Source organism: Microbacterium sp. ZW3a, assembly GCF_057167165.1.
The window spans coordinates 504,810-530,205 of the sequence record NZ_CM169903.1 but is presented as its reverse complement, the minus strand read 5'-3'; the positions used below and the strand labels follow the sequence as shown (position 1 = coordinate 530,205).

Here is a 25,396-nt window from a genome sequence, read left to right as displayed (position 1 = left end):
GCCGCCTTCCGCTCACCCGATCGGGTGAAATCTCTTGGGGAAGACGAAACACGCAGTTCACGTAGAGGTGATTCACGGGGTGAGTTCAGCCTGTTATCGTCGGCGGAAGAACCGCGATCCGGGCAACTGGGGGAAGGGGCCTACGCACTGTGACGTCTGACCTCAAGGTCGACGCGACATCGACGTCGCAGAGCACCGTCTCCGACACACCCGCCTGGACGGCAGTGGCGAGTTCGGCCCGGAAGCCGGAACCCCATCCATTCGCCGCCACCTCCTCGCCGCCGGGTGATCGCTGGCGCCAGCGGTATCGCCGCAACCTCATCGTCACCGACCTCGCCTCGCTCATCGGCGTCGTGTACGGCACCCAGCTGGCGTGGTTCGGGATGGGAAACGCCGCCGTCGCGGCCAGCCGGGACAGCCGCATCACGGACCTCTCCTACTGGACGTTCTCGACGATCCTCATCGTCGCCTGGATGTGGGCGCTCTCGTTCGTCGACTCCCGCAGCGACCGGGTCATCGGAACCGGGTCGCAGGAATACGTCCGCGTCGCGGACGCGAGCTTCCGTCTGTTCGGGACGATCGCGATCATCGCGTTCCTCACGCAGATCGACGTCGCTCGTGGCTACCTCCTGATCAGCCTCCCCGCCGGCATCCTTGTTCTCCTCGCCACTCGCTGGCTGTGGCGGCGATGGCTCATCGTGCAGCGCTCGCGGGGCAAGTACTCGGCGAACGTCTTGCTGGTCGGCTCCCTCGCCTCCGTCACGCAGATCGCCCGGGAGTTCGCCCGCACGCCGAGCGCTGGATACCGGGTCGTCGGCGCCTGCGTTCCGAGCGGGAAGGTCGCCGACACGGTGCCCGGCACCGACATCCCGGTCATGGGCCATGTCGGGGACATCTCTCGCGCGCTGCAGGTCACCGGCGCCGACACGGTGGCGGTCACCAGCGCCGATGAGCTCCCCGCCGACAAGGTCAAGCAGATCTCGTGGAACCTGGAGGCGGGGCGCCAGCACCTCGTGCTCGCTCCGAGCATCACCGACATCGCGGGGCCGCGTCTGCACACCCGGCCGGTTGCCGGGCTCCCCCTCATCCACGTGGAAACGCCCCGGTTCTCCCGCGGCCAGGTCTTCCTCAAGCGCACCGTCGATCTCGTCGCGAGCATCGCGGGCGTCATCGTCCTCAGCCCGCTGCTCTTCTTCCTGGCGATGGCCGTGCGACTGTCGAGCGAGGGACCGGTGTTCTTCCGCCAGAAGCGCGTGGGTTTCCGTGGCCACGAGTTCACGATGATCAAGTTCCGCTCGATGGTCACCAACGCCGAGGAGCTCCTCGAACAGCTCGCCTCTCAGGAGCGGGATGCCGGCAACGAGGTGCTGTTCAAGATGAAGAACGACCCGCGGGTCACCCCGATCGGGCGCATCATGCGCAAGTTCAGTCTCGACGAGCTCCCGCAGCTGTTCAACGTCATCGGCGGCTCGATGTCTCTCGTCGGCCCCCGGCCCCCGTTGCCGTCAGAGGTAGCCCTCTACGCTGATCACGTGCACCGCCGTTTCCTCGCCAAGCCCGGCATCACGGGCCTGTGGCAGGTCAGCGGCCGGTCCTCGCTGTCGTGGGAGGACTCGGTGCGCCTCGATCTGTCGTACGTGGAGAACTGGACCCTCCTCGGAGACTTCGTGATTCTGGGCAAGACCGCGCGGGCCGCTCTGGCTCCGGGCGAGACGGCCGCGTAAACTCCCCGCGCTTGTTCGCGGGTCGGCGGCGTGATACTCGCGCATCGCTTCGATATATGGCTGGAGGAGACCTATGCGTCTTTCTGTGATTGGTTGCGGGTACCTGGGGGCGGTCCACGCGGCAGCGATGGCCTCGATCGGCCACGAGGTGGTCGGCATCGACGTCGACGAGCGCAAGGTGGCTTCCCTCTCGAAGGGTGAAGCCCCCTTCTTCGAGCCCGGCCTCCAGGAAATCTTGGCCGAGGGGATCGCCTCGGGGCGCCTGTCGTTCACCACCGACATGTCGGCCGCGCAGGGCGCGAAGGTCCACTTCATCGGCGTGGGGACCCCGCAGCAGCCGGGTGGGCACGCCGCCGACCTCACCTACGTGCACGCGGCCGTCGACGGCCTGCTGCCGTACCTCTCCGAGGGAGACATCGTGGCGGGCAAGTCGACGGTGCCCGTCGGCACCGCCGAGTCGCTCGCACCTCGCGTCGGCGAGCGCGGCGCGACCCTGGTGTGGAACCCCGAGTTCCTCCGCGAGGGCTGGGCTGTCCAGGACACGATCGACCCCGACCGCCTCGTCGCGGGTGTGCCGAGCGCCGACGGCGCCCCCACTACCGAGGGCGAGCGCACCGCGCAGGTACTCCGCGAGGTCTACCACCCCTCGATCGCCAAGGGCACGCCGTTCATCATCACCGACTACGCCACCGCCGAACTGGTGAAGGTGTCGGCCAACGCGTTCCTGGCCACCAAGATCAGCTTCATCAACGCCATGGCCGAGATCGCCGAGGTGACAGGCGCCAACGTCACCACGCTCGCCGATGCGATCGGCCACGACGCCCGCATCGGCCGCCGGTTCCTCGGCGCCGGCATCGGCTTCGGCGGCGGCTGCCTACCGAAGGACATCCGCGCCTTCTCGGCCCGCGCCGAAGAGCTCGGGCGCGGCGAGTCGGTGGCGTTCCTGCGCGAGATCGACGCGATCAACCTGCGTCGTCGCGACCGCGCCGTCGACCTGACCGTGGAAGCACTCGGTGGCACCGCGTTCGAGAAGAAGATCACCGTCCTCGGTGCGGCCTTCAAGCCGCACAGCGACGACATCCGCGATTCCCCCGCCCTCGACGTCGCCGTGCGTCTGCACGGCCTGGGCGCGGCGGTCACCATCACCGATCCCGCCGCGATCGAGAACGCCCAACGCATCCACCCGCAGCTGACCTACGTCCACGATCGCGATGAGGCGCTGCAGGGCGCTGATGCCGTGATCGTCGTGACCGAGTGGGACGAGTACCGCTACCAGCTCGACCCGGCGCACGCAGCGTCCCTCACCCGCGGGACGATCGTCGTGGACGGACGCAACTGCCTCGACGCCGCCGCGTGGCGCGCGGCCGGGTGGACCTACTACGGCATGGGTCGCCCGTGACCTGCTGAACCGCTCCCTCGGGGCCCGTGACCTGTGCGTCACGGGCCCCGAGGCGTTTCGGGCGGGGCGTCTCGGAAAAATCCGATCCCGCCGTGACGAAACGGCGCCGCGGTACGTCTCTCCAGTAAGCGAACACCGCTGCCCCGGGACCATCTCTCGGGCAGAACGTACTGGAAGGACACTCCGATGGCTATCGAAGAGAAGCCCGCGGCTCCCCCCGCCCCCCACGGGTCGCGCGTGGACCGCGCGTTCACGGGCTCCGGGAACCCGACCGAGACGGCGGGCAAGAACACCATCGCCGACTCGGTCGTCGCCAAGGTCGCCGGCATCGCCGCGCGAGAGGTCAGCGGCGTCCACGCCCTCGGTGGCGGCGGAGCGCGCGCATTCGGCGCGATCCGGGATGCGATCAACGCCACCGACCTGACACAGGGCGTCCGCGTCGAGGTGGGCGAGACCCAGGCCGCGGCCGACCTCACCATCGTGGTCGAGTACCCCGCGCCGATCCAGGAGGTAGCGGATCAGGTGCGCGCTCGCGTCGCCGACGCCATCCACCGTCTCGTCGGCCTCGAGGTCGTCGAGGTCAACGTCGACGTCAACGACATCCACCTCCCGGGTGACGAAGACGACGACTCGACCCCCTCCCGCGTCTCATGACCCCGACCATCTCCGGCGCCCTCGTCGGTCTCATCCTGGCCGTCGCCGCGCTGATCTTCGGATTCTGGGGCTTCCTCCTGGTCGCCCTGTTCATGGCGATCGGCGCGGTTGTCGGTCGCATCGTTTCGGGCCAGATCGACATCCGCAGCATCGCCAACGCGTTCACGGGTCGGAGCACGTCGTGACCACCGCGCTTCCCGGGGTGGCCGACGTCGCTGCGGGGAGCGGGGGCGCCGGGCGCATCGGCGGGCGCGTCGAGGTCGCCGACCGGGTCTTCCGGAAGGCCGCCGAGCAGGCAGCCGCCGAGGCGATCGGGATCGATCGCGCGGACGTGGCCATCGATATTGCCGCCGCACGCGCGACCGTGGTGGTCCGCGTCCAGGCGCCGTTCCCCGTTCCCCGCCTCGACGACACCGAGGCCGTGCGGGCCGCCACTCCCGTTCTCGAAGCCGCGCGCGGCATCCAGGAAGAACTGAGCGAGCGTCTCACGCGCCTGTTCGGACGCGAGGTGTCGCGGGTGGACCTGACCATCACCGGGGCGACCACCCCGCAGAGAAGGAGAGTGCGATGACCGACGCCGTCCTGCGCACCGTCGTGCGTCGCGAGACGCACTCCCCCCGCACCGTCGCGATGCTCGTCGTCGTCGTACTCCTGGTGCTCGCCGCCGTCTACGCGGCCGTCGAGATCGCGCTCGCGATCGCCGGTCAGCGTCCCCTCCTCGCCGCTCCCGCCCCCGCGTTCGATGCGCTCGCGACGCTGCCCGCCGCCGTGGCCCCCGCGGCGCTCATCGCCTCGGGGTCCGTGCTCGCTCTGCTCGGACTGGCGCTGCTCGTTCTCGCTGTCGCGCCCGGGCGCCTTTCTCGGCACGAAATGACCTGGGGCGACCGCGCCGTCGTGGTCGACAACGGCGTGGTGGCCTCGTCGATCGCCCACCACGTCAGTCAGGAATCAGGCATCGCCCGCGAGAACGTCGTCGTCGGCGTTGCCCATCGCACCGTCGACGTCACGGTGCGCCCTGTTCTCGGCATCCCGGTCGACCTTGATCACCTGCGCCAGCTCGTCGACGACGAGGTGGCCTCCTATCACCTCACCCCGTCGCTCCGCACCCGCGTGCGCATCGACCGCCCGGCCGACGAGACGAAGGACTCACGATGAGGAACACCAACCGCGCACTCAACCGCACCCTGCTGTTCATCGTGGCCGTCCTGCTGATCGGACTCGGCGGGCTCATGATCGTCCTCGTCGTCGTCCCGGGTGCCACCGACGTGTGGTCCCGAACCGCCGAGGGACTCCGCGGATGGGCCGACGGGATCGGCCAACCCTCGCTGGGCATCGGAGCCATCGCCGCCCTGGCGGTCGTCGCGATCCTGCTGGTCCTGATCGCCGTCGGCGCCGTCCGCGGCCGCCACCGCGTCCCGCTGAAGTCCACCGGCGCCGAGAGCGCGACCGGGCGGATCACCGTGACCGACGGCTTCGCGTCGGCGGCTCTGAAGAACTCCCTCGACGAGCGCGACGAGATCCTCGCCTCCCGCATCTCGTCCAACGAGGTACGCAAGGAAACGGTGCTGCACGTCAGCGTCACGCCGCGTCAGAACACCTCGCCGCGAGAGATCGCCGAGCACGTCGACACCCTGGTGGCGAACCTCGCGACGCTGACCGGCCAGCAGTTTCGCACGTACATCTCGGTGCATTCGAGTCTGCGCGCCAAGTTCGCACACGACCAGAAGCGGTTGCAGTAGAGGGGGGATGCCACGCGCATCCTCGAACGTGTGGACACCGCCATGCCTCCCGCATGCGCATGTAAGAATGCCCTCAGCAGAAGGGCCCGCCATGATCGTCCACACCCCGCCCGCCCCCGACGGGCCGCGCGATGATCGCGCAGCGGCAGGAGATGGCACTCTCGACGGGTTCCCGCCGAGGTGTGCTTCCTGCCTGCAGACCCTCGAGCCCACGCACCTGCGCGCCACGGGCGCCTGGATCTGCCCTGGCTGCGGCCTGATCCGTATCGCGTGACCCACGGCTACTACGCTGACCCCGTGGCCGTCACCCTGCTCATCGCCCCTGTGGCCGTCATCTGCGCGGTCCTCGTCGGATTCGTGGCGCGCCAGGTCCTCGGCGCTGCCGTGGGCTGGCCACGCAGCATCGTCGTGGGCCTCCTCGTCTTCTTCCTTGGTGTTCCCTTCGCCGGATGGGTCCTTTCCCAGACCGGCATGCCCGACGGATCCTCGCCGACCACCGCCGACGGCCTCTGGCTCTGGATCGGTCTGATCGCCCTGTCGATCAGCTGGGTCTTCGCGCTCGGCGTCGCCGCCCTGGTCGCCAGCGAGGCGATCTTCCCCACACGCCCGCTCCCCAATCCCATCGATGTCATCCGCGCCGCGCTTCGCCAGCGGAAGCGCACGCGGCGCTATCTGCAGATCCTGGCCATCGCCTCGCGACACGGGGTGGGGTGGCTCTTCCACGGCGGCCACTCTCGCGTCGAACAGGAACTGAGCACCTCCGAGGAGCGGGCGCGAGCGATCGTTGCCACCATCAACGACGCGGGGGTCAGCTTCGTCAAGCTCGGCCAGGTGCTCTCCACCCGTCGCGACCTGATCCCGGAGCCCTACCTCAGCGCGCTGGCCTCCCTGCAGACCAAAGCGACGACCCTGCCCTGGGAGACCGTGCGCGACGTCATCGAGAGCGACCTCGCGTCCCCGATCGAGGCGGTGTTCGCTGACATCGACCAGCGCGCCCTCGCCGCTGCTTCCGTCGCACAGGTGCACCGCGCCGTCCTGCGCGACGGCACGCCCGTGGTCGTGAAAGTGCAGCGCCCGGCCGCGCGGGCCCAGGTCGAAGCCGACGCCGACATCATCGGCCGGCTCGCGCATCGCGCTGAGGCCCGCACTCGCGTCGGCCGCGACCTGCGCATCGAATCGGTCGCGCGGGGGTTCACGACGACCCTCCTCGAGGAACTCGACTACCGCGTCGAGGCACACAACACCGACATGATCCGCTCCACGCTCGCGCGGATCGACGCCGCCGAACCGGCACGCCGCGGCATCGTGACCGCGCCGGCGGTCTTCCCCGAAGCCTCCGGCACGCGCGTCCTGACGATGGAGCTCGTCGACGGCGCCGCGCTCAGCGACTCCGCCACACGCCTCGCCGCGCTGAGCCCCGACGAGCGCGTCCGCTTGGCCGAGGTCCTCATGACGACGGTCATCGAGCAGATCCTGGTGTACGGCGTCTTCCACGCCGACCTCCACCCCGGCAACGTGCTGCTCCGCGACGACGGCACACTCGGGCTGATCGACTTCGGCGCCGTCGGCATCATCGAACGCAGCCGCCGCCAGCACATGACGGCCTTCCTCCTCGCCGCACTGAGCGAGAATGACGTCGCCGCGACCGATGCCCTCCTCCTCATCGTCGACGCGCCCGACGACGTCGACCTGGATGCCTTCCGTCACGACGTGGGCATCGTCCTCACCGCCGAACACCTCGGCAGCGGCGGCCAGGGGTCGATCTTCACCCGGATCGTGGACGTGATCCGCCAGCACCACATCGCCCTCCCCGGCGAACTGGCCTCGGCGCTGCGGAGCTTCGCCACCCTCGAGGGATGCTTGCGCGTCATCGTGGACGACTTCGACATGGTCGGGCGGGCCCTGCCGCTCATGCCGACGTTGCTACGCCGCACGGTCTCGCTGACGCGAACCGCCACCGACGTCCAAGCCGCAGCGGTCATCTCACTTGCCCGGCTGCAGCGTCTCCCGCAGCGCCTGGAGGGGCTGCTCACGGGAATCGAGCGCGGCTCGATCGGCATCACCCTGCGATCCGACGACGGCACCGACACCAGCGGCATCCTGAGCCGGATCACGAGCGAGATCGCCACGACCCTGGTGTCCATCGCCGCGGTCGTCATCGCCGTCGTGCTCGTCGTCGCCGGCGGAGGTCCCGTCCTGGGCGGCTCTGTCACCCTGTTCTCGATCCTCGGAGCCGTGGTCGGCCTGTTCGGTTTCCTGGGGCTCTTGAGGGTCGTGCGGAAGACGTTCACGCGCCGCCGTTGACATACCCGATTTCTCCGCGGCGCGGTAGTGCCGCATAGGTCCGCGCCTGAGCACTACAGTGATCGACAATCACCCGTCGTGCACCACCGGGCTCCAAAGGAGAAGTCCCATGGTCATCATCGTTGCTGCCGTCGCCGTCGGCCTCGTCACCTGGATCATTACCGCACTCGCCGCAGGAATCGGGCTGGGTCGCATCATCGCCCGCGCGGAGAGCGAGGAAGGACGTTCCCCCGACGCATCAGCGCCGGACTTGAGCCCCGTCCTCACTCTCTGAGCCCCGGCGCCCGCGCGGGAGGGCCCCGACCCCACTCGCGCGTCAGGAGGCTCGGGAGCCGGGGTCGACCATTCCCGACCTCCACTCGCGCCGGGTGCGCGGGAGAGTGGATGCCACGGCGGGGGCAGCTACGACCGCGGGCAGCGCCGCCGCACGGGCGATGATCCGAGCCACGGCGTCGCGCGCCTGACGCTCGAACTCGTCCCAGACGGCCGCGCCCTGCCCGATCGGGTCGACGATGTCGTCCTCCCCGTCTCGGTCTCCTCGTAACCGCGTCCGTGTTCGCGCGGCGGCGTGGACGAGCGAGGGCCAGTCGCCGGCGGCGCGGATGGTGGGCTCCGCCGCCCCGGCCAGCCGAGCGAACTCGCGCACCGTAAAGGTCGAGTCGAGAAGATCGGGTCGCATGTCGAGAACGAGGCGGCGATGCGCTCGCGCGGCACACAGGACTGTGGTGGCGGAGTGGAGGACGGACTCGTCGAGGCGTCGCGTGCGATGCCCAGCCACGTCGAGCCCGTAGGCGCGCGCCCTCTCGATCACCTCCGGTTCGGCGGGGAGACCGGGACGCGCCGCGGTTCCGGCGCTCTCGATACGAAACCCCTCGACACCCTCTTCCGCCAGCTGGCGCTGCAGCAGGTGCGCCACGAAGGGCGAACGGATCGCGTTTGCCGTGCACACCACGAGGACTTGGGCCGATCTCACCGACTCTCCCACGACACCCTCCCCTTCCGCACGAGGCGTTTGCCTCGCGCAGACAGTCAATCCGAGGGAACCGATCAGGACGGACCGCCGCGGCCAGCGAGGGCCGTCACACGCCGGGGTGAGGTGCGCGCACGATTGAGTGGTTCGTCGGGAGCGGGTCAGGCGAGTGCGGCTCGGATCTGTGCATCTTCCGAGAGCAGTCTCCGTAGTTCGCGCGCGCCCTCAAGACTCAGGGCGACCCCCGCGCCCTCTCCGGTCTCGATCACGAGCCACGTGTCGTCGTCGGCGAGACGGCGAAGCAGACCCACTTCGACGTCTGTCTCGTCCCCTCGCTCCGCGCTGCCGGGTCGCCGGACGCGGGCGAGGAAACCGGCACCCACGCTGCGATGCGCCTCGTCATCGGGATGGGCGGTCGCTCCGTGTGCGGTCGAGCACCAGGCGAAAGCGCATCGACTGTGAACGGGGCCAGGGACTTCTTCGCTCATGCCAGACACCTCTCTCTCCGGGTCTCCCTGACGGGAGACCCGATCGTCGGCGGGCACGGTCGAAGTGAAGCACGAACCTCCGACACCCCCGTCAACGCCCGGGTGCGATGCCCTCCGGAGGCACAGGAATCAGATGGTCGAGCGGGACACCGAGCACTTCGGCAAGGGACACGATGGTCCGCAGTCGCGGGTTGGCCGGCGTCCCCGGGTTCGATTCGCCTCGCTCCAACTTGCGATAGGTGAACGTCGCGAGTCCCGCGGCGTGGGCCACGTGCTCCTGCGAGAGGCCTTTCCCTGCCCGGGCTCGCAGCAGTCGGACGCCGAATTCGCGGGCGAACTCGTTCCAGGGATCGGGCACGTCGCTCATGAATCCAGCTTGGTCGCGCTCCAACGCTCACATGAACATGTATACATGTGCGGATCGAATGCCGCCAGGACAACAGGAGCACGCTCCCTGGGGTGACCGACCCCGAAGGCCGGGTGAGATCTCAGGCGATCGATCTCCCGTGCAGCGACGAAACGGCCACGCCGTTGCCCCACCGTTCGCCGGGACCTCCTCTTCACCCCGCGAAAGGGGGCGACGACCTCCACCGAGTCACGCGAGAACAGATGGCACAGTGCCCAGGCCCTCCGCTTTTCTCTCGACGGCGGAAGGGCCTCGTCCTCGACCTCCGGACCCGACCAGAGGAGCACCCATGGATCTCGCCGTGTCAGCACAGGCCTCACCTGCAGCTATCGCGCCCGTCGCCCCCGCTTCTCGGCGACGACCCTGGCAGAGACGGTATGCCCGACTCCTCGCGGTGGTGGATGCGGTCGTCGTGGTCGTGGCGGTGTTCGGCACCCAGCTGGTCTGGCTCGGCCCGCAACCGACCGACGTCAGCGCCGTACCGATCGATTACACAACCGTCTCGGCCCTGCTGTGCGCGGCCTGGATGATCGCTCTCACCCTGTGGGGCACCCGACTCCCCCGCGTCGTGGGGCACGGTATCGGCGAGCACCGCCTGATCATCGCCGCGTCTTTCCAGCTGTTCGGACTCATCGCCATCGGGGCCTACCTCGGCGGAGTCGACCTGTCGCGGGGGTACTTCCTCCTCAGCCTGCCCGGCGGCACGGTCGCACTGCTGCTTGCGCGAACCCTCTGCCGGTGGTGGCTGAACGTGCGGCGGCGGGAGGGCGCCATGTCCGCCCGTGTCATCTTGGTCGGCGCTCCCGAAGAGAACGCACGCGTCGCCGCGGAGATCGCCCGCCAGCCCGGCGTCGGCCTCGCCGTCGTGGGCGTGCACGCGCTCGGCGCGGATGACCTCGAAGGCGCCTGGACCGACGAGCATGCCCGGTCGCTTCGTCTCCGTCTCGAAGAGCTCGATGCCGACAGCGTCCTGGTCACCGGCGGCGCGCGTCTCGACGCTCACGACATCCGGCGCATCGGATGGGGACTAGAGCCCGGGCACGAGCACCTCATCGTCGCAGTGAACCTCACCGACGTGGCCGGCCCCCGCATCCATACCCGGCCGGTGGCCGGGCTCCCCCTGGTCCACGTCGAGACACCGCAATACTCCACGCGCCAGCGCGTCCTGAAGCGCATCTTCGACATCGTGGGGTCGATCGTGCTTCTCGCCGCTCTTTCGCCCGTTCTGATCGTCCTCGCAGTCCTGGTTCGCCTGTCGGGGCCCGGACCGATCTTCTACCGCCAAGAGAGGGTGGGTCAGGGCGGTGGTGTGTTCGGAATGGTGAAGTTCCGGTCAATGGTCGACGGCGCCGACGCCCGGCTCCACGAGCTGCTCGCCGAACAGGGCCGGGACGGAACTCCCCTCTTCAAAGTCGACAACGACCCCCGGATCACCCCGATCGGACGCCTGCTCCGCAAGTACTCCCTCGACGAGCTGCCGCAGCTGTTCAACGTGCTGCTCGGCCAGATGAGCCTTGTCGGCCCTCGACCGCAGCGCGACGCGGAAGTGGCGTTCTACGACGATGACGCCCGGCGGCGGCTCATCGTGCGCCCCGGAATGAGCGGTCTGTGGCAGGTCAGCGGCCGCTCCGCGCTGTCCTGGGAAGACGCCATCCGCCTTGACCTTTTCTACGTCGAGAACTGGTCACTCATGGGCGACATCGTCATCCTCGCGCGCACGTTCAAGGCCGTCGTCGCGCCGGGCGTCACCGCCCACTGACTCCTCCGCACGAAGGCGCCGCCCCGGTCTGGGGACGGCGCCTTCGTCGTGAGTCCGCTGCCTTAGCCCCGCCGACGGCGGCGCGATCCGGCCGCCGCTCCCCCCTCGTTCGCCACCGGCGCGACCGGTGCCCGGCCTTCATCCGTGGGTTCACCCGAAGGGTGCTGCGAAGTCGTCCGCTGGGACAGCGTTCGGAGCCCACTCACGTTGGAGGGCGGCAGATCGGCGGACCGCCGACGCGGGCCGGGCTCCGAGGTTTCCCCCGCCCCGGTCCGACTCTCCGAGCCTTTCCGCCGAAGGCGGCGCCACCAGGACGCGACGCTCCGGGACTGCGGCATCCCATATCCGTAGTAGCCGCCGTACTGCGAGCCGTAATAGTTCGAATCGGCGCCCCGTAGCGGCACGCGATTGAGCACGATACCGAGGAGCCGGCCGCGCGTCTTCTCGAGGTTCTCCGTGGCGCGCACGAGCATGTCGTCGGTCGTACGTCCCGACGTGACGACGAGGACGGCGCCGTCCGCCCAACTCGCGATGACGGCCGCGTCCGCGACAGCGAGCGTGGGCGGAGAATCGATGATCACGACGAGGTCATCCGCGAGCTTGCGGGCGAACTGCTGCATGCGCTGGGACCCGACCATCTCACTCGGATTCGGTGGCGTCCTTCCCGCGGCGACGACGAACAGCCGCCCGTGTTCGTCGATCTGATGCGCCACCTGCTCGATCTGCGCACGCCCGGCCAGCACGTCGGAGAGTCCCACATCGTCCGAGAATCCGAACATTCCCCCCAGGACGGGGCGACGAAGGTCGGCGTCCACCAAGACCACCGACTGCCCGGTGGCGGCGATGCTCACGGCGAGGTTCGCCGCGGTCGTGGACTTGCCGTCGCCGGGGAGCGGGCTGGTGACGACCATCACGCGCGCGGGGTGATCGACGTCGACGTATTGCAGGTTCGTGCGCAGTTCGCGCATCGCCTCCTTGTGCGCGAACGATCCGCGACCATCCCGGATGTCATCGAACGAGAACACCGCCCGCCCCGAGGCCAGCTCCTTGTCGACCGGGAGTACCCCGATCACGGACGAGTCCACCGCGTCGGACACATCGCGCACCGAGCGTACGCGGCGGTCAAAGGCGCGTCGGACGAGCGCGAAGACGATGCCGGCCACGCCACCCGCGATCGCCCCGATCAGGACGTTCAGCCTCACGTTGGGCGAGGACGGCGACGTCGGGAGGCGAGCCGAGTCTCCCGCGACCAGACGGACGGCACCCTCGCCCCCTCCGGTGGATTCCAGGTCTTCTACCTGCGCGGTCATCCCGCGCAGCCATGCCTGCGCCAGATCGCGGGCCGACTCGGGCGTCGGACCGGTCGCTTCGACGCGGACGTTGACCGTATCGGTCGGGTTCGACACCCGAATGCGCTGGACGAGCGACTCGGGACTGTCGCTGAGACCGAGGTCATCGCGCGATGTCTCCGCGACCGTACGCCAGTAGCCCATGTCGATGAACGATTTCACCTTTGACAGGGCCAATTGGTCACCCGCGAGAGCGGCACCCGTGGACCCGTCGGAGGCCACGCTGGCCACGTACCCGGTGGCATCCGCGGTATACACCCGCGGCTGAAGAGCACTCCATCCCAGCCCGGCGAGCCCTCCCGCGATGGTCAGCGCGACGATGGTCTTCCAGTACGCACGCAGGATGCGCACGACGCGTTGCATGTCCACTCGTATTCCGCCTTTCGCCCCGGCCCATGCGACGGGAACGCCGAGCCCGGGGAAGCATAGACACACCATGCGAGCGCCACCGCGTCGGTCCGAGGCACGCGCGGGTGGGCGAAACCGGACATGCCGCCACCTGGATTCACGATGGTGATTCGAACTTCCGAGTGTGATGCCGACGGGGTGATAAGGGGATGACGACAGGGATGAAACAGGTCGCTTCATGCCGGTTACCGGTGAACATCACCCCAAAGATCAGGGGGTGCGCATGGCAGTCGTGCGCCGCGCCGATTCCTTCGCCCGGCCCAACGGACGGCGGAGACACCGGCCAAGGAGGAAGAGAACTCGATGCTGATTGATCTGGATACCCCGCCCACCGCAGCGCGTGCCGCGCGCCGCTCGAGCCGATTCTGGACTCCGCGGACCGCGACCGTCGCCAAGCTCCGTGAGGCTCTGAGCAGCGACGTGGTGCTCCTGCGCGGGCCGGCCGGAGTCGGCAAGAGCGCCCTGCTCCGTCAGTTCGCCACGGCCCTCGCCGACGATCCTGACATCGGTGTCCAGTTGCTCGACGCCAGCCACGGCGCCCCGGAGATGCTGGACCGCATGGCCCAGGCCTTCCACGAAGGACCGTCGCAGCACGTCCTCCTCATCGACAGCCTCGTCGAGAAGTCGGGCGTCGATTCGGCCGCGATCCTGGACCTCCTCCGGGCCGATCCCGATCTGCGGGTGGTCGTCGCAACGCGCCACGTGACCCGGCTCGAGAGCCCGCTGGTCGCCCTCGAGTTCGACGTGCACGTCCTCACTCCCCACGACCTGCTGATGTCGCGCGATGAGTTGGCCCTCGTGCTCGAACTCAACGGGATCGAGACCACCGACATCGCCGTGGACGTGCTGATGAAGCGCACGCACGGCTGGGCCGCGCTCGGGCAGCTCGCCAGTTCCCGCCTCCGGCTGGAGGGGCTGTCGCTCCGCACCCGCGACGAGGCGGAGGCCATCGCCGAGTACGCGGGCAGAGCCCTGACGGCGGACATGGAGCAACACCTCAGCGCCCCGATCACCGACGAGGTGCGTCTGCTCGCGGTCGCGCCGTACATCAACGTCGACCTCGCAGACGCCATCGGTATCGATCCGACCAGCGGGACGACCAGCGAGCTGCTCGCCGAGCTGCAGGACGCCGGGTTCGTCTGGCCCAGCACCACGCGGCTGGTCCTGGCGGAACCGGTGCGCGCGCAATGGCTGCGCGAGATCACCGCCGGGGCGCCGGAGATGGTGGAGCGTGCGCGCCTGCGGCTGCTCGACCACCTGGTTACCGCCGGTGAGCCCCTGCGGGCCGCCCAGCTTGCCGCGGATGCCGCGCAATGGCCGACGCTGGCATCCATTCTTCGTTCGGCGGGGCCCGAGATCTGGGCGCGCGATCCGCTCGCGTTCGCCGGGCTGGTCGGCATGATGCGCGTCCACGCGGGCTTCGAACCGGTCTCGGTCGACGCGCTCCTGGCGGTCGACCCCGAGACGGCCGCGTCAGCTGAGACCCCCGCGCTCGTCGTCGGTGCGCTCGGGCGTCTTCCCGAGGCCAAGGCGGCGGCGCAGCACAATTTGGACGCTCTGATCGTGCGGGTTCATCTGCTGCGTGCGGCCGGTCGCTTCGCGCTGGCCACCGAGTCGGCGGCGCTGCTCGTGGACGCGCTGAGGCGCCGCCCCGACCTGTCGAACGAGATGCTGGCCGAGGGCTGGTACCAGGTGGGCATGACACACCTGTCGATGGGCAAACTACGGGATGCCACGCTCGCGATCGGACAGGTCGTGCGTCTGGCTCCGCCGGCCCGGCGTCTGCGGGCGCGCGGCGTCCTCGCCATCATCGCGCTGCTCGAGGGCGATGTGCGTGCCGCGGGCACGCTGTGCGACGCGGATCGGGAGGACAGCTGGATCAACTCGCCGTGGGGCGAGGGGACCAGGTTGGCCGACGCATGGGTGTTCCTCGAACGCGGGGACGCGGCTGCCGCGCGTGCCCTGTTCGAGCAGATTCCCGCGACCGCGGGCGCACGCGAGTTGTGGCCGTTCGCCGCGGCCGCGCAGGCGATCGCCTTCCTGCTCTCGGGTGCGGCACCCGATGCCCTCGGCATGCTGCGGTCGTGGATGACGCGAACGCGCAGCACTCCCCCGTCGCACTTCCAATCGATCCAGCTCCTGACCGCGCGAGCGAAGATCCTCATCGCACTGCGACAGGCGCGGAAAGCGTTGGCGCTGTTCGAGGGGCCCTTCGGGCTGTCCGCGGCGACTGCGCCCGCGATCGCCCTTTCGCAGCTCTACGCCGGCCGCGCCCACGAGGCCTACGTGATGAGCGTGAAGTGGGGTATCCACCAGGAAGCGTCGCCGCGGGCCGCGCTGGAGAGCCTCGTCGTCAGCATCGTCGCGGATGTCCGCCTGAACGGGGTCACCGCACACCGGTCCACGGCCCAACGCGCCGAGGCTCTCAGCGCACGACACGATCTCTGGAGCCCATGGAGCGCGGTCGCCCCGGAGGACCGGCCGCTCGTGCTGCGGATGCTCTCGGGAAGCGCTCGCGACCGCGTGTCGGACCGCGCCTCGTTCTTCGCCTCGTCTGTGAGCGTCCCCCACCTCACCAAGCGCGAGCAGGTGGTGCTCGCGCACCTCACTCCGACCTCGACGATCGCCGACATCGCGCGTGCCCTCGTCGTCTCGCCGAACACGGTGAAGACGCAATTGCAGAGCCTCTACCGCAAGCTCGAGGTCTCCGATCGGGCAAGCGCCATTCGCGCCGCCCACGCCTGGGGTCTCATCGAGAACGAACCCGACGCCTGAGACCGCCACCCTGCGCGGCGGCGCGAAGCGGAACCGCGTCAGCGGGGGCCGGTACGACGTCGCCGCGTGAACCCGAACACCACTCGTGCGGCCACGATGAGGAGAAGCACGACGATCACGCCCGGGAGCGTCAGCGGCACACCCGCACCGTGAAGGACTGTGAGGATGACGACGAAGCCCACGAGCGGCGCGATCGCACCGAGGATGCGCCACAGTCGCCGTCTCGTCATTCCCCCACGGTAGCCCGATCCCGCGGCGCTCCGCCGCCGGTCCCGCCCGCGTCGACTGTCGTCGCGCGGTGGTCTGCGGCAACCTGGAGACCGAAGACGCCGAACCACACGATCGCCAGGGTCGCGGCGATGAATTCCAGGTTCCCGCCGAGCACCGTGTCGCCGCGGAAGAGGGCGAGCATCGCCCCGGCGAGCGAGGAGATCCCCACGGCGACGAGCGTGACGATGCTCGCGGCTCGCATCCACGGCCGACGCCGGAGAGTGGAGACCTGCGCCATGGCGACGATCGCGAAGACAAAGCCGAGCACGGCAGCGCTGATGTGGATCAGGTCTTGCGGGAGTGCCCCCGGGGTGAGCGGCACGGGGCACCCCGGCGAGCACGTCACCACGGAGGCGAGGGCGAAGCAGAGACCGCACGCCACGAGTGTCGCCGCGATCGGCCATCCCGCGACGTACGCCCCGGGGCGGCGGAGCACTGCGCGATCAACGAGGATCGCCGCGATTCCCAGGAGGAGCAGGGCGGAGTTGAACACGGGTGCAGTGGGCATACCGGTCGCGCCGAGTTGGCTGACGTAGTGCACCGTCGGGTCCCACAGGCGGCTCAGCCAGATCAGGGCGGCGCTGACGAATGCCGCGATCCCTCCCCCCGTCGCGAGCACGACGGCCCGGCGGTCGAGGAGTCCTGTCGCCGAACGGGCGGGCCGATCGATCGTCTCGGTCATGGGCGTCTCCGGGCGTCGAGGTGCCCGGCTACCGTATCGCGGCATACCGATGCTCGGCAGTTGCAGACTCCCGGACAGCGCCTCGGTCGGGACCAACGGCCGTCATCAACGGCGCTGCCGGGCGATTTGCCGGGTGAGGAATAGCCCCTTCCGCGAAATCGAGCCGGGTGCGGTGGCATCGTCGTCGTCGAGTGGTCGTGAGTGGTTCTCCCCCAAGTTCCCTACTCGTCAACCCGGTCACTCTTCATGGATGCGTGGTCTCGTCGCCACGGCACCCGGCACGAGACCGCGCATCCTCTACGAACCTCCTTCGAACTCTTATCTCCTCCGCGTCGGTGCGGTTGGATCGGAGGTGCGCTCGACCAGAGGCGCAACCCCGTCAAAAGGAGAACCCGTGAGCGACGACCAGACCGAGCGCGATACGTCGACATCCGCATCCCGCGCACGGGCCGGGGAGCACCCCGCCGAGTCCCCGCTCGACGAACTCTTGAGCGGCGCCTCCGACGGCGGTGGCGACTCGGCCCCGGTTTTCCCGGTCGGTTTCCGCGGGTACGACCGCGACGCGGTCGACGCGGCGATGCGGCAGTTGGCGGAGCACGCGCGCCGAGCCACCGACGACGCCCACCAGGCCAAGCTCCGCGCCGAGGCGATGTTCGCGCAGCAGCGTGCCGAGCACGACGCCGAACTCGAGGAGGCCGCACGTCGGCATTCCGAAGAGGCGGGCCACCTGCAGGAGCAGCTGCGCGCGGCCTCGGCGCGCGCAGCCGAGGCCGAGGCGCAGGCGCACGCACTCTCGAGCGACTTCGTCGCCGACTCCGACGACGAAGAGGCCGACCCCCAGAAGAGCCGGCAGCACTTCGACGCGATCCTGCGCGTGGCCGAGGAGCAGGCCACCGTGCTCGTTCAGAATGCCATCGCACAGGCCGAGCGGCTCCTCGCCGGGGCGCAAGAGGAGGCCGCCGCGATCCGCGACGACGCCGTCGCCGAGCAGAACCGCCTGCGGGCCGAAGCCCAGCACGACGCCGATCAGGTGCGCCTGCGCACCGAGACCGAGCTCACGGCCCACGTCGCCCGTCTCGACCGCGAGCGCGCGCACGCGACCGAGAAGGTGTCGCAGGCCGAGCGGGAGGCCGTGGCCATCCGCACCGAAGCGGAGAAGGGGGCCGCTGCCCTGCGCTCGCTGGTGTCGCGCGAGACCGGCGATCTGCGGGCGAAGGCAGAGCGCGACGTCCGCGAGATGACCGCACGCGTCCTGGAGTTCGAGGAGTCCTTGACCCGGCGCCAGAACGAGGCGCAGCAAGAGTTCCTCGTGCTGCACAACCAAGCCGTCGCGCACGCGGAGCGCATCACCGCCGATGCGACCGAACAGGTCGAAGCCGCGCTCGAGCACGCTCGCCGTATCTCGGCACGCGCCGACGACTACGAACGGCTCGCGCGGGCTCAGGCTCAGCAGGTCGAGGCCGAAGCGCAGGTGCGCGCGCGGGAACTCCTCGACGGCGCCCGCGAGAAGGCGCAACGCATCGCCGACACCATCACCGCGCACGCGGCATCCGTCCTCCGCGACGCCGAGGATCGCACGCGCGATCTGCGATGGCAGCAGCAGCAGGTCGGCAGCTTCATGGCCGAGATGAACGAGCTCCTGCGCGCGGTCCCCCGAGGGGGCGACGCCGACCGGGGCGAACCCTCGACGACGCTGGCGGACGACGACGGTGATGCTGCCGAGGTCGACGCCGTCTCGGATGCCGACGGCGAAACGCCATCGCGCGACTGACGCGACGACGAGGCGGGGTGCGGGATAACGTGGGGTGATGCGATCCGTCCCCCTGGGCCGTTCCGGCCCGTCCGTGCCCGCCGTCGTCGCCGGCATGATGCGAATCGACGGCAAGAGTGACGACGAGGTCCGCGCGCTCTACGGGGCTGCACGGTCCGCCGGGGTCGACTTCTTCGATCACGCCGATATCTACGCGCAGGAGTTGCATTCGGCGGAGCGGCGCTTCGCAGAGGCCCTCCAGCTCAGCCCGTCCGAGCGTTCCGAGATTCGCCTCCAGACCAAGGCGGGCATCGTCCGCCACGGGCCGTACTTCGACTTCTCTTACGAGCACCTCGTGTCATCGGTCGAGGAATCGCTCCGAGCACTCGAGACCGACTACGTCGACGTCCTCCTGCTGCACCGGCCCGACGCCCTCGTCGAGCCCGAGGAAGTGGCCCGCGCGTTCGACGAACTCGAATCCTCGGGCAAGGTGCGCGCGTTCGGCGTCTCCAACCACACTCCGCGACAGATCGATCTGCTGCGCACGGCCGTGCGGCAACCGATCGTGGCGAACCAAGTGCAGCTCTCGATCGCACACGCGCCGATCGTGGCCCAGGGGCTGGCGATGAACATGGAGAGTGCGCCGCAGGCGGCGGTCCTCGATGGCGGGGGCCTGGTCGACTACTGCCGCGTGGAGGGGATCACGCTGCAGGCGTGGTCACCCCTCCAGGGCTCACGGGGGAAGGGCGTCTTCCTGGGCAACCCGGCGTACGCCGAACTGAACGCGGTGATCGACGAGCTTACCGCGCGTTACGGGGTGACCCCTCTCGCCATCGCCGTCGCGTGGATCACGCGCCACCCTGCCGGGATGCAGGTGGTGCTGGGAACGACCACCCCCGAGCGGGTGACGGATGCCGCCGCGGGTGCCGACGTCGTCCTGACCCGCGCCGAGTGGTACGCGCTCGTGCGCGCCGCCGGGTATGTCGTTCCCTGAATCGGCGCCGGCCGTGCACGACAGGACGATGCGGTGAGGCGGATAACGATGCCGTGGGGGGTGATCCTGGCGACGGCGGCCGCAGTGGTCTTCGCCGCGCCGACGGTCGTTCTCCCGGCGGACAGTCCCGTTCTCCCGAAGCTGATCTTCATCGTCGCCGGCTTGATGCTCTTCGGGGCAGCCGTCGTTCAGACCCGCGCCGAGCGACCCGACGAGAGTCCCCGAGGGAGCGACGACGCGGCGGACGAGCTCCGGCCCTGACCGCCCCGGGCGATACGACCATGAGCCCCCCGATCGGCGAAAGCTCCTGGTTCGCTGCACGCTTCACACCGCAGACGAAATGCGTGGCACGCTCGGGACCATGCAGGAACGAATGGTGCGCGCGACCCGCGATGAGCGAGACCGAGTCCACGGCGTGATCGAGGGTGCCGCGTGAGAGCCTCCGTCGGGGCGCGGCTGACCCTGCGGACACAGACCGCGACGGAGATCCTTCTGTCGGTCGCCGTCGCCGACGGATGGGCGCGGAACGAACGTCTCGAGATCCACGCCGACGAGCGCGGCATCCCCTTCGACGTCGTGGCGGATACGCACGGCACGCGCCTGCACCGTGTGACCCTGCCCGCGGGGCACATCCACATCTCCTACGCCGCCGACACGCAAGCTCCGGAGCGTCCCCCTTTCTCCGATGCGGCCGACCGCTTCCGCTACGGGCGCCCCAGCCGGTACGCCCCCTCCGACGAACTGGCCGCCACGGCCGGGGCCGTCTTCGGCTCCCCCACCCCCGCCGAGGCGATCGCCCGCGTACCGGCCTGGGTCGCAGAGAACCTGAGCTACGTGTCGGGGAGCAGCGGCCCCACGGACTCGGCACTCCATACGCTCCTCTCCCGCCGGGGGGTATGCCGTGATTACGCGCACCTGACGACGGGGCTCCTGCGGGCGCTGGGTGTGCCCGCCCGGTTGGTGTCGGTCTACGCCCCCGGGCTCAGCCCGATGGACTTCCACGCCGTTGTCGAAGCCTTCGCCGACGGCCAGTGGCAGGTGGTGGATGCCACCCGCCTGGCGCCACGTGCCCACTTCGTCCGCATCGCCACGGGGCGCGATGCCGCCGACACGGCGTTCCTGACGACGCTCTCCGGCGGTGTCGTCCTCGAGGAGATCGAGGTCACGGCCGTCGCGGAGGGGGACCTCCGTCTGGATGATCCGTCCGCGGCCGTTCTTCTGTCCTGACTCCCCCGCGCGGGGGAGTCCGCCACGGACCGACCTCGCTAGCGTCGAAGCATGGATGACTTCGCCGACGGGGGCCGCAGGCTGCGCACGCTGTTCGGGAGCGCCGTCGCGCTCACGATTCTCCTCCTCGTCTTCGCTCCGCCCCTCACCGCCCGGGCCGACGTCGACGACTTCCGCTTCGAGTCGTTCGACGCTCAGATGCTCCTCACTCGCGCCGCGGATGGCCACGCCGAGCTGACGGTCATCGAGACGCTCGTCGCACGCTTCTCCGATGAGGATCAGAACCGCGGCATCGTCCGTGCGCTGCCGAACGACTACGACGGCGTCCCTCTCCAGACGCAGGTCGTGTCGGTCACCGACGGCGACGGCGACGCGGTGCCGTTCGAGGTCGAGAGCGACCGCGATGAGGTGCGCGTCCTCACCGGCGACGACCGTTTCGTCCGCGGCATCCAGACCTACGTCCTCACCTACACCCAGCGCGACACCATCCGCGCGTTCGCCGATACCGAGGCCGACGAGTTCTACCGCGACATAAACGGCACGCAGTGGGAGCAGCCTTTCGGTCGCGTCGGTGTCGAACTCACGGTCGACCCGACGATCACGACGGCCGCCCTCGAGGGAGCGGCCGCCTGCTACGTGGGCGAAGAGGGGTCGGACGACCGGTGCGAGATCACCCGCACCGCTGATTCCGACGGCGGGACGACGTTCTCGGCGTCCTCGGCCGACCTCGATCCGGGCGAGAACGTCACGATCGCGGTCGGTTTCGCGCCGGGCACGTTCGTCCCGGGCACCGTGGTGCGCACCCCGACCGAGCAGTTCTCCGTGGATGCCGCGCCCGTGCTGTCGGGGGTCTCGATCGGGGCCGTGGGGCTGGGCGTCGCCGGAATCGGTGCCGTGCTCGTCGCGCGTCGCCGCACCCGCGACGCGGCCGGCCGCGGCGTGATCGTGGCCGAGTACGGCCCCCCGTCCGACGTCGACATCGTCGAGGGGGCAGAGCTGGTCAACCGCACGGGCGCCGCCCTCCCCGCGGCGGTGCTGGACACGGCCATCGCCGGCCATCTGCGGCTGATCGAGGATCCCGATTCCTCCGACGGGTTCGCTCTCGAGTTCATCGACCGTGCGGGGGCGACGCCGCTGCGCGCGGGAGTGCTCGCCGCGGTGTTCGGCGACGACCCCGCCCCCGGCGACCGGGTCGTTCTCGGCCCCGACCGACCGGACGTCGCCACGGACCTTCAGCGCCTGCCCGCCGTAGCGAAGGCGACGCTCCGCCGCCGCGGGTGGCTCGAAAAGCCATCCCCCGGCCCGTCCGTTCTCGCCGGCGGGATCGCGGTGGCCGCCTTCGCCCTGTCGGTGGTCGCCCTGATCGTGGCGTCGATCGGTCAGCCGCCCCCGTGGTGGCAGATCGCGGCGATCCCGGTCACGGGGATGCTCGGCGTCCTGGTCTTCGTGCTCATCCGCTACCGCGATCGGGTGACGGATGCCGGAGCCCCGGCGCGGGACCATCTGCGGGGCCTGCGCGACTACCTGACGCTCGCCGAAGCCGACCGGCTGCGCGTGCTCCAGAGCCCGGAAGGCGCGGAGCGCCGCCGTGTGGACACGACCGATGCGGTTCTCATGCTTCACCTGTACGAGCGACTGCTGCCGTGGGCGATCGTGTGGGGCGTGGAACGTGACTGGGCCGACGTTCTCGACACCCGCCTGCGGGAAAGCGGGGGCGATCTCGACTGGTACCGCGGACCGGGGGGCTTTTCGACGGTGTCTCTCGCCTCGTCTCTCGCGACGATCCGTGCGGGCAGCACGCCCGCGCCGGCCCCCGCGAGCGGGTCGGGGAGCTTCTCGGGCGGTTCGTTCGGCGGTGGCTTCTCTGGCGGCGGCATGGGGGGCGGCGGGGGCGGCGGCCGCTGATCCGTTCCCGGCCGCTCACCGCGCCGCGCGGACCACCTCCGCGATCACGCGCGGGTCGGCGAGCACACGGAAGTGGCCCCCGGTGTCGAGGCGCACGTTCCTCGCTCCGGCCAGTTCGCTCCCCTCGGGGATGTGCGGATCGAAATCGGCGTAGACAGACACGATCCGGACGTTGACCTCGGCGGCGGCGGCGAGCGCCCGCATCGTGGCATCCCCCGAACGGAAGGCCCGCAACGACGGGGTGGGCATGAGGCGGCTGTACCGGGAACCGCCGAAGGGGGTGGAGACAGCGACCATCGAGCGCACCCGGTCGGCGGCGGGGTCGAACGCCATGAGGTGCTTGCCGATGAGCCCGCCTTTGCTGTGCGCGACGATGACGAGATCGCTCAGTTCGCGCTCCCGCAGGAACTGCCCCACACGCTCGGCCGATTCCGCGACGGGTCGACGGTTATCGCCCAGGCCGGTGACGACATGGACGGGATGACCGCGACGGTGCAGCTCGCGGGCGAGCGGTTCGAGGAAGCGCCACGTCTCGTAGATACCCGGCAGCACGACAATGGGTGTCTCCGTCCCCGTGCGCAAGGTATCGGGGTCGCCGCGGCCGAATGCGGCGCGCGCCTGGGCGGCCACGGCGTACGCGTAATCCCGCGCCCACCACACCAGACGAGGGAGGGCGCGGCGAACGGCGGAGGCGAGACGGCGTGGGACTCCCCCGCTCGCGGTCTTCCCGGCATCCACGGACATGCGCCCATCCTGGAGCACGACGGCGCGCGCGGGACCGGGGGTTGCGCCGACTCCGCGCGACCCGCGACGTAGAGTCGCGTCATGCCGATCTTCCCCTCCCGCCGAGCCGCGTTCCCGTCGGCGCGTCAGTTCGTGCTGACGTGGGGAATCCCGCGGGAGTACGGCGGCCTGACGGCTGCCCTGCTCCAGCGGTCGCGTTCGTTCGCCCGGCTCGGCGCGGCCCCGGTCGACGTGTTGACGTGCGACGACCGCGCGGATCCGGTCGCGATCGACGAGGAGCTCACGCGCCGGGGCGCGCTCGCCGAGGGCGTCCGCGTGGTCAATCTGTGGGAGTGGTTGCGCGAGAACGATCTGCGCGGCCGTCCGGTCGGCGCATCCGCGGCCTTCTCTCCCCTGCCGGAGACCGCGACGCCGGAGCTGTCCGGAGGGGCGGTCGTGCGGCGTATCCGCGCCGACGCCCGCGGAGCGGTGCAGCAGATCGATCATCTCCGCCCGGACGGCACTCTCGCGGCGAGCGACCGTCGGGATGTGCCGACGGGAGACGGCGGCGTGCGGCGCGTGATCGTCACGTGCGACGCGCAGGGCTCCCCCCGCGCGATGTGGCGCGGGGTCCGGTCCCTCTACGAGGCGTGGCTCGACCGGCTCACGGCGGGAGAACCGTCGTTTTTGCTCGTGGATAGCAAGGCGATGGCGCGGTTCGCCGCCGGGTACCGGCGCCCGCGCGTCGTGGTGCTGCACGTCGTCCACGGCTCGCACTTGACCGACGACGGAACCGCACTGCGCCCCTCGCGCAGGGAGGTGTTCGCTCGCCTCGGAGCTTTCGACGCGGTCGTGTTCTGCACCGCACGTCAAGCTCGCGACGTCCGGCGCCGGGTGGGTCCTCTGCCGCGCCTCACGGTCGTCCCCCACCCGGTGGCATCCGTGCCGGTCGACGCCGCGCGCCCCCGGGCCGGCGCGGTCGTCCTCGCGCGCCTCGAGGGCATCAAGCGGGTGGAGCACGCGATCGAGGCCGTCCGACGAGCGCGCACGCGCGTTCCCGACCTGACGCTCGACGTGTACGGGGACGGTCCCGAGCGAGCCGCACTCGAGAAGCTCGCGGGGGTGGAGGCGGGAATCCGCTTCCACGGCTTCGATCCAGATGCCCGCGCGGCACTGTCCTCCGCGTCGACGCTGCTTCTCACCAGCAGGTCCGAGGCGTTCTCGCTCGTCGTGGCCGAAGCCATGGCCGCCGGGTGTCTCCCCCTCGCCTATGACGTTCCGTACGGGCCGCGCGAACTCATCCGGGATGGGCGCACGGGGTGGCTCGTCCCACCCGGCGACGTCGACGCGCTCGCCGAGGCACTCGTCCGATCGGCCACCCTCGACGAGGGCGCGACCACACGGATGCGTCGCCACGCTGTCGCCCGCTCGCGCGCGCTGAGCGAGGAGGCCGTCCTGCGGCAGTGGGCGGCGGTCCTGTCGGCGGCGACGCGTCGCCACGCGGTGCGGCGCCGGACGTGGCGTTTCCGCGAACTGGTCCGGCGCCGCCTTCGGATCGGCTGAGCGCCGTCCTCAGCAGTCCTCGCCGTAGCCCCGAATGCTGCGCAGGTCGTCGTCGAGGTCTTCGGCGGCGGCATCGTCGGCCACCGCGGCATCCGCGGCCTGTTGCTCCTGGGCCCCGGACTTCTTCTCCTCCGGCGCGGCGTCGGTCGCGCCGTCCATCATGGGCGCGTCCTGGGTGGGTTCGCGGTCGGTCATGGCGTTCCTCCTCGATCAGGGTGTCTGGGCATCCTCTTCGTCCGCCCGTCCCGCAGACGGGGGGTTGCACCCCGCGCGGACGCATGCTCCGCTTCCCCCGCGCCGGCCGCAC

At 70.2% G+C, this 25,396-nt stretch carries 25 protein-coding genes; 17 read left to right on the top strand and 8 right to left on the bottom strand.

All coding sequences use genetic code 11. The features are described 5' to 3' along the window. The first annotated feature begins 149 nt into the window (after positions 1–149). The 9 genes from ACU6WY_RS02535 to ACU6WY_RS02495 all read left to right on the top strand — a co-directional run bounded on the left by ACU6WY_RS02535 (position 150) and on the right by ACU6WY_RS02495 (position 8,094). Positions 150–1,724: a sugar transferase gene (locus ACU6WY_RS02535; protein ID WP_483820900.1), complete on the top strand. Its 1,575-nt coding sequence runs from the start codon at positions 150–152 to the stop codon at positions 1,722–1,724. A gap of 73 nt (positions 1,725–1,797) precedes the next feature. Beyond that, positions 1,798–3,123 (top strand): UDP-glucose dehydrogenase family protein, encoded by a 1,326-nt coding sequence (locus tag ACU6WY_RS02530; protein ID WP_483820899.1) that lies wholly within the window; start codon positions 1,798–1,800, stop codon positions 3,121–3,123. 186 nt (positions 3,124–3,309) lie between these two features. Next, positions 3,310–3,777, top strand: coding sequence for an Asp23/Gls24 family envelope stress response protein (locus ACU6WY_RS02525; RefSeq protein ID WP_483820898.1), 468 nt, complete (start codon positions 3,310–3,312; stop codon positions 3,775–3,777). Further along, positions 3,774–3,962 (top strand): DUF2273 domain-containing protein, encoded by a 189-nt coding sequence (locus ACU6WY_RS02520; RefSeq protein ID WP_483820897.1) that lies wholly within the window; start codon positions 3,774–3,776, stop codon positions 3,960–3,962. The genes ACU6WY_RS02525 and ACU6WY_RS02520 overlap by 4 nt, the downstream gene beginning before the upstream one ends. After that, positions 3,959–4,348, top strand: coding sequence for a hypothetical protein (locus tag ACU6WY_RS02515; protein ID WP_483820896.1), 390 nt, complete (start codon positions 3,959–3,961; stop codon positions 4,346–4,348). Before ACU6WY_RS02520 ends, ACU6WY_RS02515 begins: the two co-directional genes overlap by 4 nt. Continuing rightward, positions 4,345–4,932, top strand: a complete 588-nt coding sequence (locus tag ACU6WY_RS02510) for a DUF6286 domain-containing protein (protein ID WP_483820895.1) — start codon at positions 4,345–4,347, stop codon at positions 4,930–4,932. Before ACU6WY_RS02515 ends, ACU6WY_RS02510 begins: the two co-directional genes overlap by 4 nt. Next, positions 4,929–5,516, top strand: a complete 588-nt coding sequence (locus ACU6WY_RS02505) for a hypothetical protein (RefSeq protein ID WP_483820894.1) — start codon at positions 4,929–4,931, stop codon at positions 5,514–5,516. The genes ACU6WY_RS02510 and ACU6WY_RS02505 overlap by 4 nt, the downstream gene beginning before the upstream one ends. Positions 5,517–5,813: 297 nt before the next feature. Then, positions 5,814–7,820 (top strand): ABC1 kinase family protein, encoded by a 2,007-nt coding sequence (locus tag ACU6WY_RS02500; protein ID WP_483820893.1) that lies wholly within the window; start codon positions 5,814–5,816, stop codon positions 7,818–7,820. A 109-nt stretch (positions 7,821–7,929) separates the two neighbouring features. Further along, entirely contained in the window at positions 7,930–8,094 is a 165-nt protein-coding gene (locus ACU6WY_RS02495) for a hypothetical protein (protein WP_483820892.1), read from the top strand. 42 nt (positions 8,095–8,136) lie between these two features. Here ACU6WY_RS02495 and ACU6WY_RS02490 read toward each other — a convergent pair whose 3' ends face one another. The 3 genes from ACU6WY_RS02490 to ACU6WY_RS02480 form a co-directional block, all read right to left on the bottom strand. Further along, positions 8,137–8,793 carry an arsenate reductase/protein-tyrosine-phosphatase family protein gene (locus ACU6WY_RS02490; RefSeq protein ID WP_483820891.1) on the bottom strand — a complete coding sequence of 219 codons (657 nt, stop codon included), beginning with the start codon at positions 8,791–8,793 and terminating at the stop codon, positions 8,137–8,139. A 158-nt stretch (positions 8,794–8,951) separates the two neighbouring features. Continuing rightward, the gene (locus tag ACU6WY_RS02485; RefSeq protein WP_483820890.1) at positions 8,952–9,101 is read right to left on the bottom strand and encodes a hypothetical protein; all 150 of its coding nucleotides are present in this window, start codon (positions 9,099–9,101) and stop codon (positions 8,952–8,954) included. A 268-nt stretch (positions 9,102–9,369) separates the two neighbouring features. Further along, complete coding sequence (locus ACU6WY_RS02480) at positions 9,370–9,645, bottom strand: helix-turn-helix domain-containing protein (RefSeq protein WP_483820889.1); 276 nt, start codon at positions 9,643–9,645, stop codon at positions 9,370–9,372. 328 nt (positions 9,646–9,973) lie between these two features. Here ACU6WY_RS02480 and ACU6WY_RS02475 point away from each other — a divergent pair, with 328 nt between their 5' ends. Beyond that, positions 9,974–11,443, top strand: a complete 1,470-nt coding sequence (locus ACU6WY_RS02475) for a sugar transferase (protein WP_483820888.1) — start codon at positions 9,974–9,976, stop codon at positions 11,441–11,443. A gap of 62 nt (positions 11,444–11,505) precedes the next feature. On the opposite strand, the gene ACU6WY_RS02470 is transcribed toward ACU6WY_RS02475, so the two are convergent. Further along, positions 11,506–13,155: a tyrosine-protein kinase domain-containing protein gene (locus tag ACU6WY_RS02470; protein ID WP_483820887.1), complete on the bottom strand. Its 1,650-nt coding sequence runs from the start codon at positions 13,153–13,155 to the stop codon at positions 11,506–11,508. A 348-nt stretch (positions 13,156–13,503) separates the two neighbouring features. On the opposite strand from ACU6WY_RS02470, the gene ACU6WY_RS02465 reads away from it, so the two are divergent. Beyond that, on the top strand, positions 13,504–15,975 hold the full coding sequence (locus ACU6WY_RS02465) for a helix-turn-helix transcriptional regulator (RefSeq protein ID WP_483820886.1): 2,472 nt from the start codon (positions 13,504–13,506) through the stop codon (positions 15,973–15,975). A 38-nt stretch (positions 15,976–16,013) separates the two neighbouring features. Here the strand turns inward: ACU6WY_RS02465 and ACU6WY_RS02460 are convergent, their stop codons facing one another. After that, on the bottom strand, positions 16,014–16,205 hold the full coding sequence (locus ACU6WY_RS02460) for a hypothetical protein (RefSeq protein ID WP_483820885.1): 192 nt from the start codon (positions 16,203–16,205) through the stop codon (positions 16,014–16,016). Further along, complete coding sequence (locus ACU6WY_RS02455; protein ID WP_483820884.1) at positions 16,202–16,927, bottom strand: DUF998 domain-containing protein; 726 nt, start codon at positions 16,925–16,927, stop codon at positions 16,202–16,204. The genes ACU6WY_RS02460 and ACU6WY_RS02455 overlap by 4 nt, the downstream gene beginning before the upstream one ends. 394 nt (positions 16,928–17,321) lie before the next feature. Between ACU6WY_RS02455 and ACU6WY_RS02450 the strand changes: the two genes are divergently transcribed. The 5 genes from ACU6WY_RS02450 (at position 17,322) to ACU6WY_RS02430 (ending at position 22,803) form a co-directional block, all read left to right on the top strand. Continuing rightward, the gene (locus ACU6WY_RS02450; RefSeq protein ID WP_483820883.1) at positions 17,322–18,698 is read left to right on the top strand and encodes a cell division initiation protein; all 1,377 of its coding nucleotides are present in this window, start codon (positions 17,322–17,324) and stop codon (positions 18,696–18,698) included. Positions 18,699–18,735: 37 nt separating this feature from the next. Next, positions 18,736–19,671: an aldo/keto reductase gene (locus ACU6WY_RS02445; protein ID WP_483820882.1), complete on the top strand. Its 936-nt coding sequence runs from the start codon at positions 18,736–18,738 to the stop codon at positions 19,669–19,671. 48 nt (positions 19,672–19,719) lie between these two features. Next, complete coding sequence (locus ACU6WY_RS02440) at positions 19,720–19,932, top strand: hypothetical protein (RefSeq protein ID WP_483820881.1); 213 nt, start codon at positions 19,720–19,722, stop codon at positions 19,930–19,932. Between the two features lie 171 nt (positions 19,933–20,103). Beyond that, positions 20,104–20,898, top strand: a complete 795-nt coding sequence (locus ACU6WY_RS02435) for a transglutaminase-like domain-containing protein (RefSeq protein WP_483820880.1) — start codon at positions 20,104–20,106, stop codon at positions 20,896–20,898. A gap of 51 nt (positions 20,899–20,949) precedes the next feature. Beyond that, complete coding sequence (locus tag ACU6WY_RS02430) at positions 20,950–22,803, top strand: DUF2207 family protein (protein ID WP_483820879.1); 1,854 nt, start codon at positions 20,950–20,952, stop codon at positions 22,801–22,803. Between the two features lie 15 nt (positions 22,804–22,818). Here the strand turns inward: ACU6WY_RS02430 and ACU6WY_RS02425 are convergent, their stop codons facing one another. Next, positions 22,819–23,547, bottom strand: coding sequence for an esterase/lipase family protein (locus ACU6WY_RS02425; protein ID WP_483820878.1), 729 nt, complete (start codon positions 23,545–23,547; stop codon positions 22,819–22,821). Positions 23,548–23,628: 81 nt separating this feature from the next. On the opposite strand from ACU6WY_RS02425, the gene ACU6WY_RS02420 reads away from it, so the two are divergent. Continuing rightward, a complete protein-coding gene (locus tag ACU6WY_RS02420; RefSeq protein ID WP_483820877.1) occupies positions 23,629–25,089 on the top strand; it encodes a glycosyltransferase in 1,461 nt (486 codons plus the stop codon). A 9-nt stretch (positions 25,090–25,098) separates the two neighbouring features. On the opposite strand, the gene ACU6WY_RS02415 is transcribed toward ACU6WY_RS02420, so the two are convergent. Beyond that, a complete protein-coding gene (locus ACU6WY_RS02415; protein WP_483820876.1) occupies positions 25,099–25,284 on the bottom strand; it encodes a hypothetical protein in 186 nt (61 codons plus the stop codon). Between the last annotated feature and the right edge of the window lie 112 nt (positions 25,285–25,396).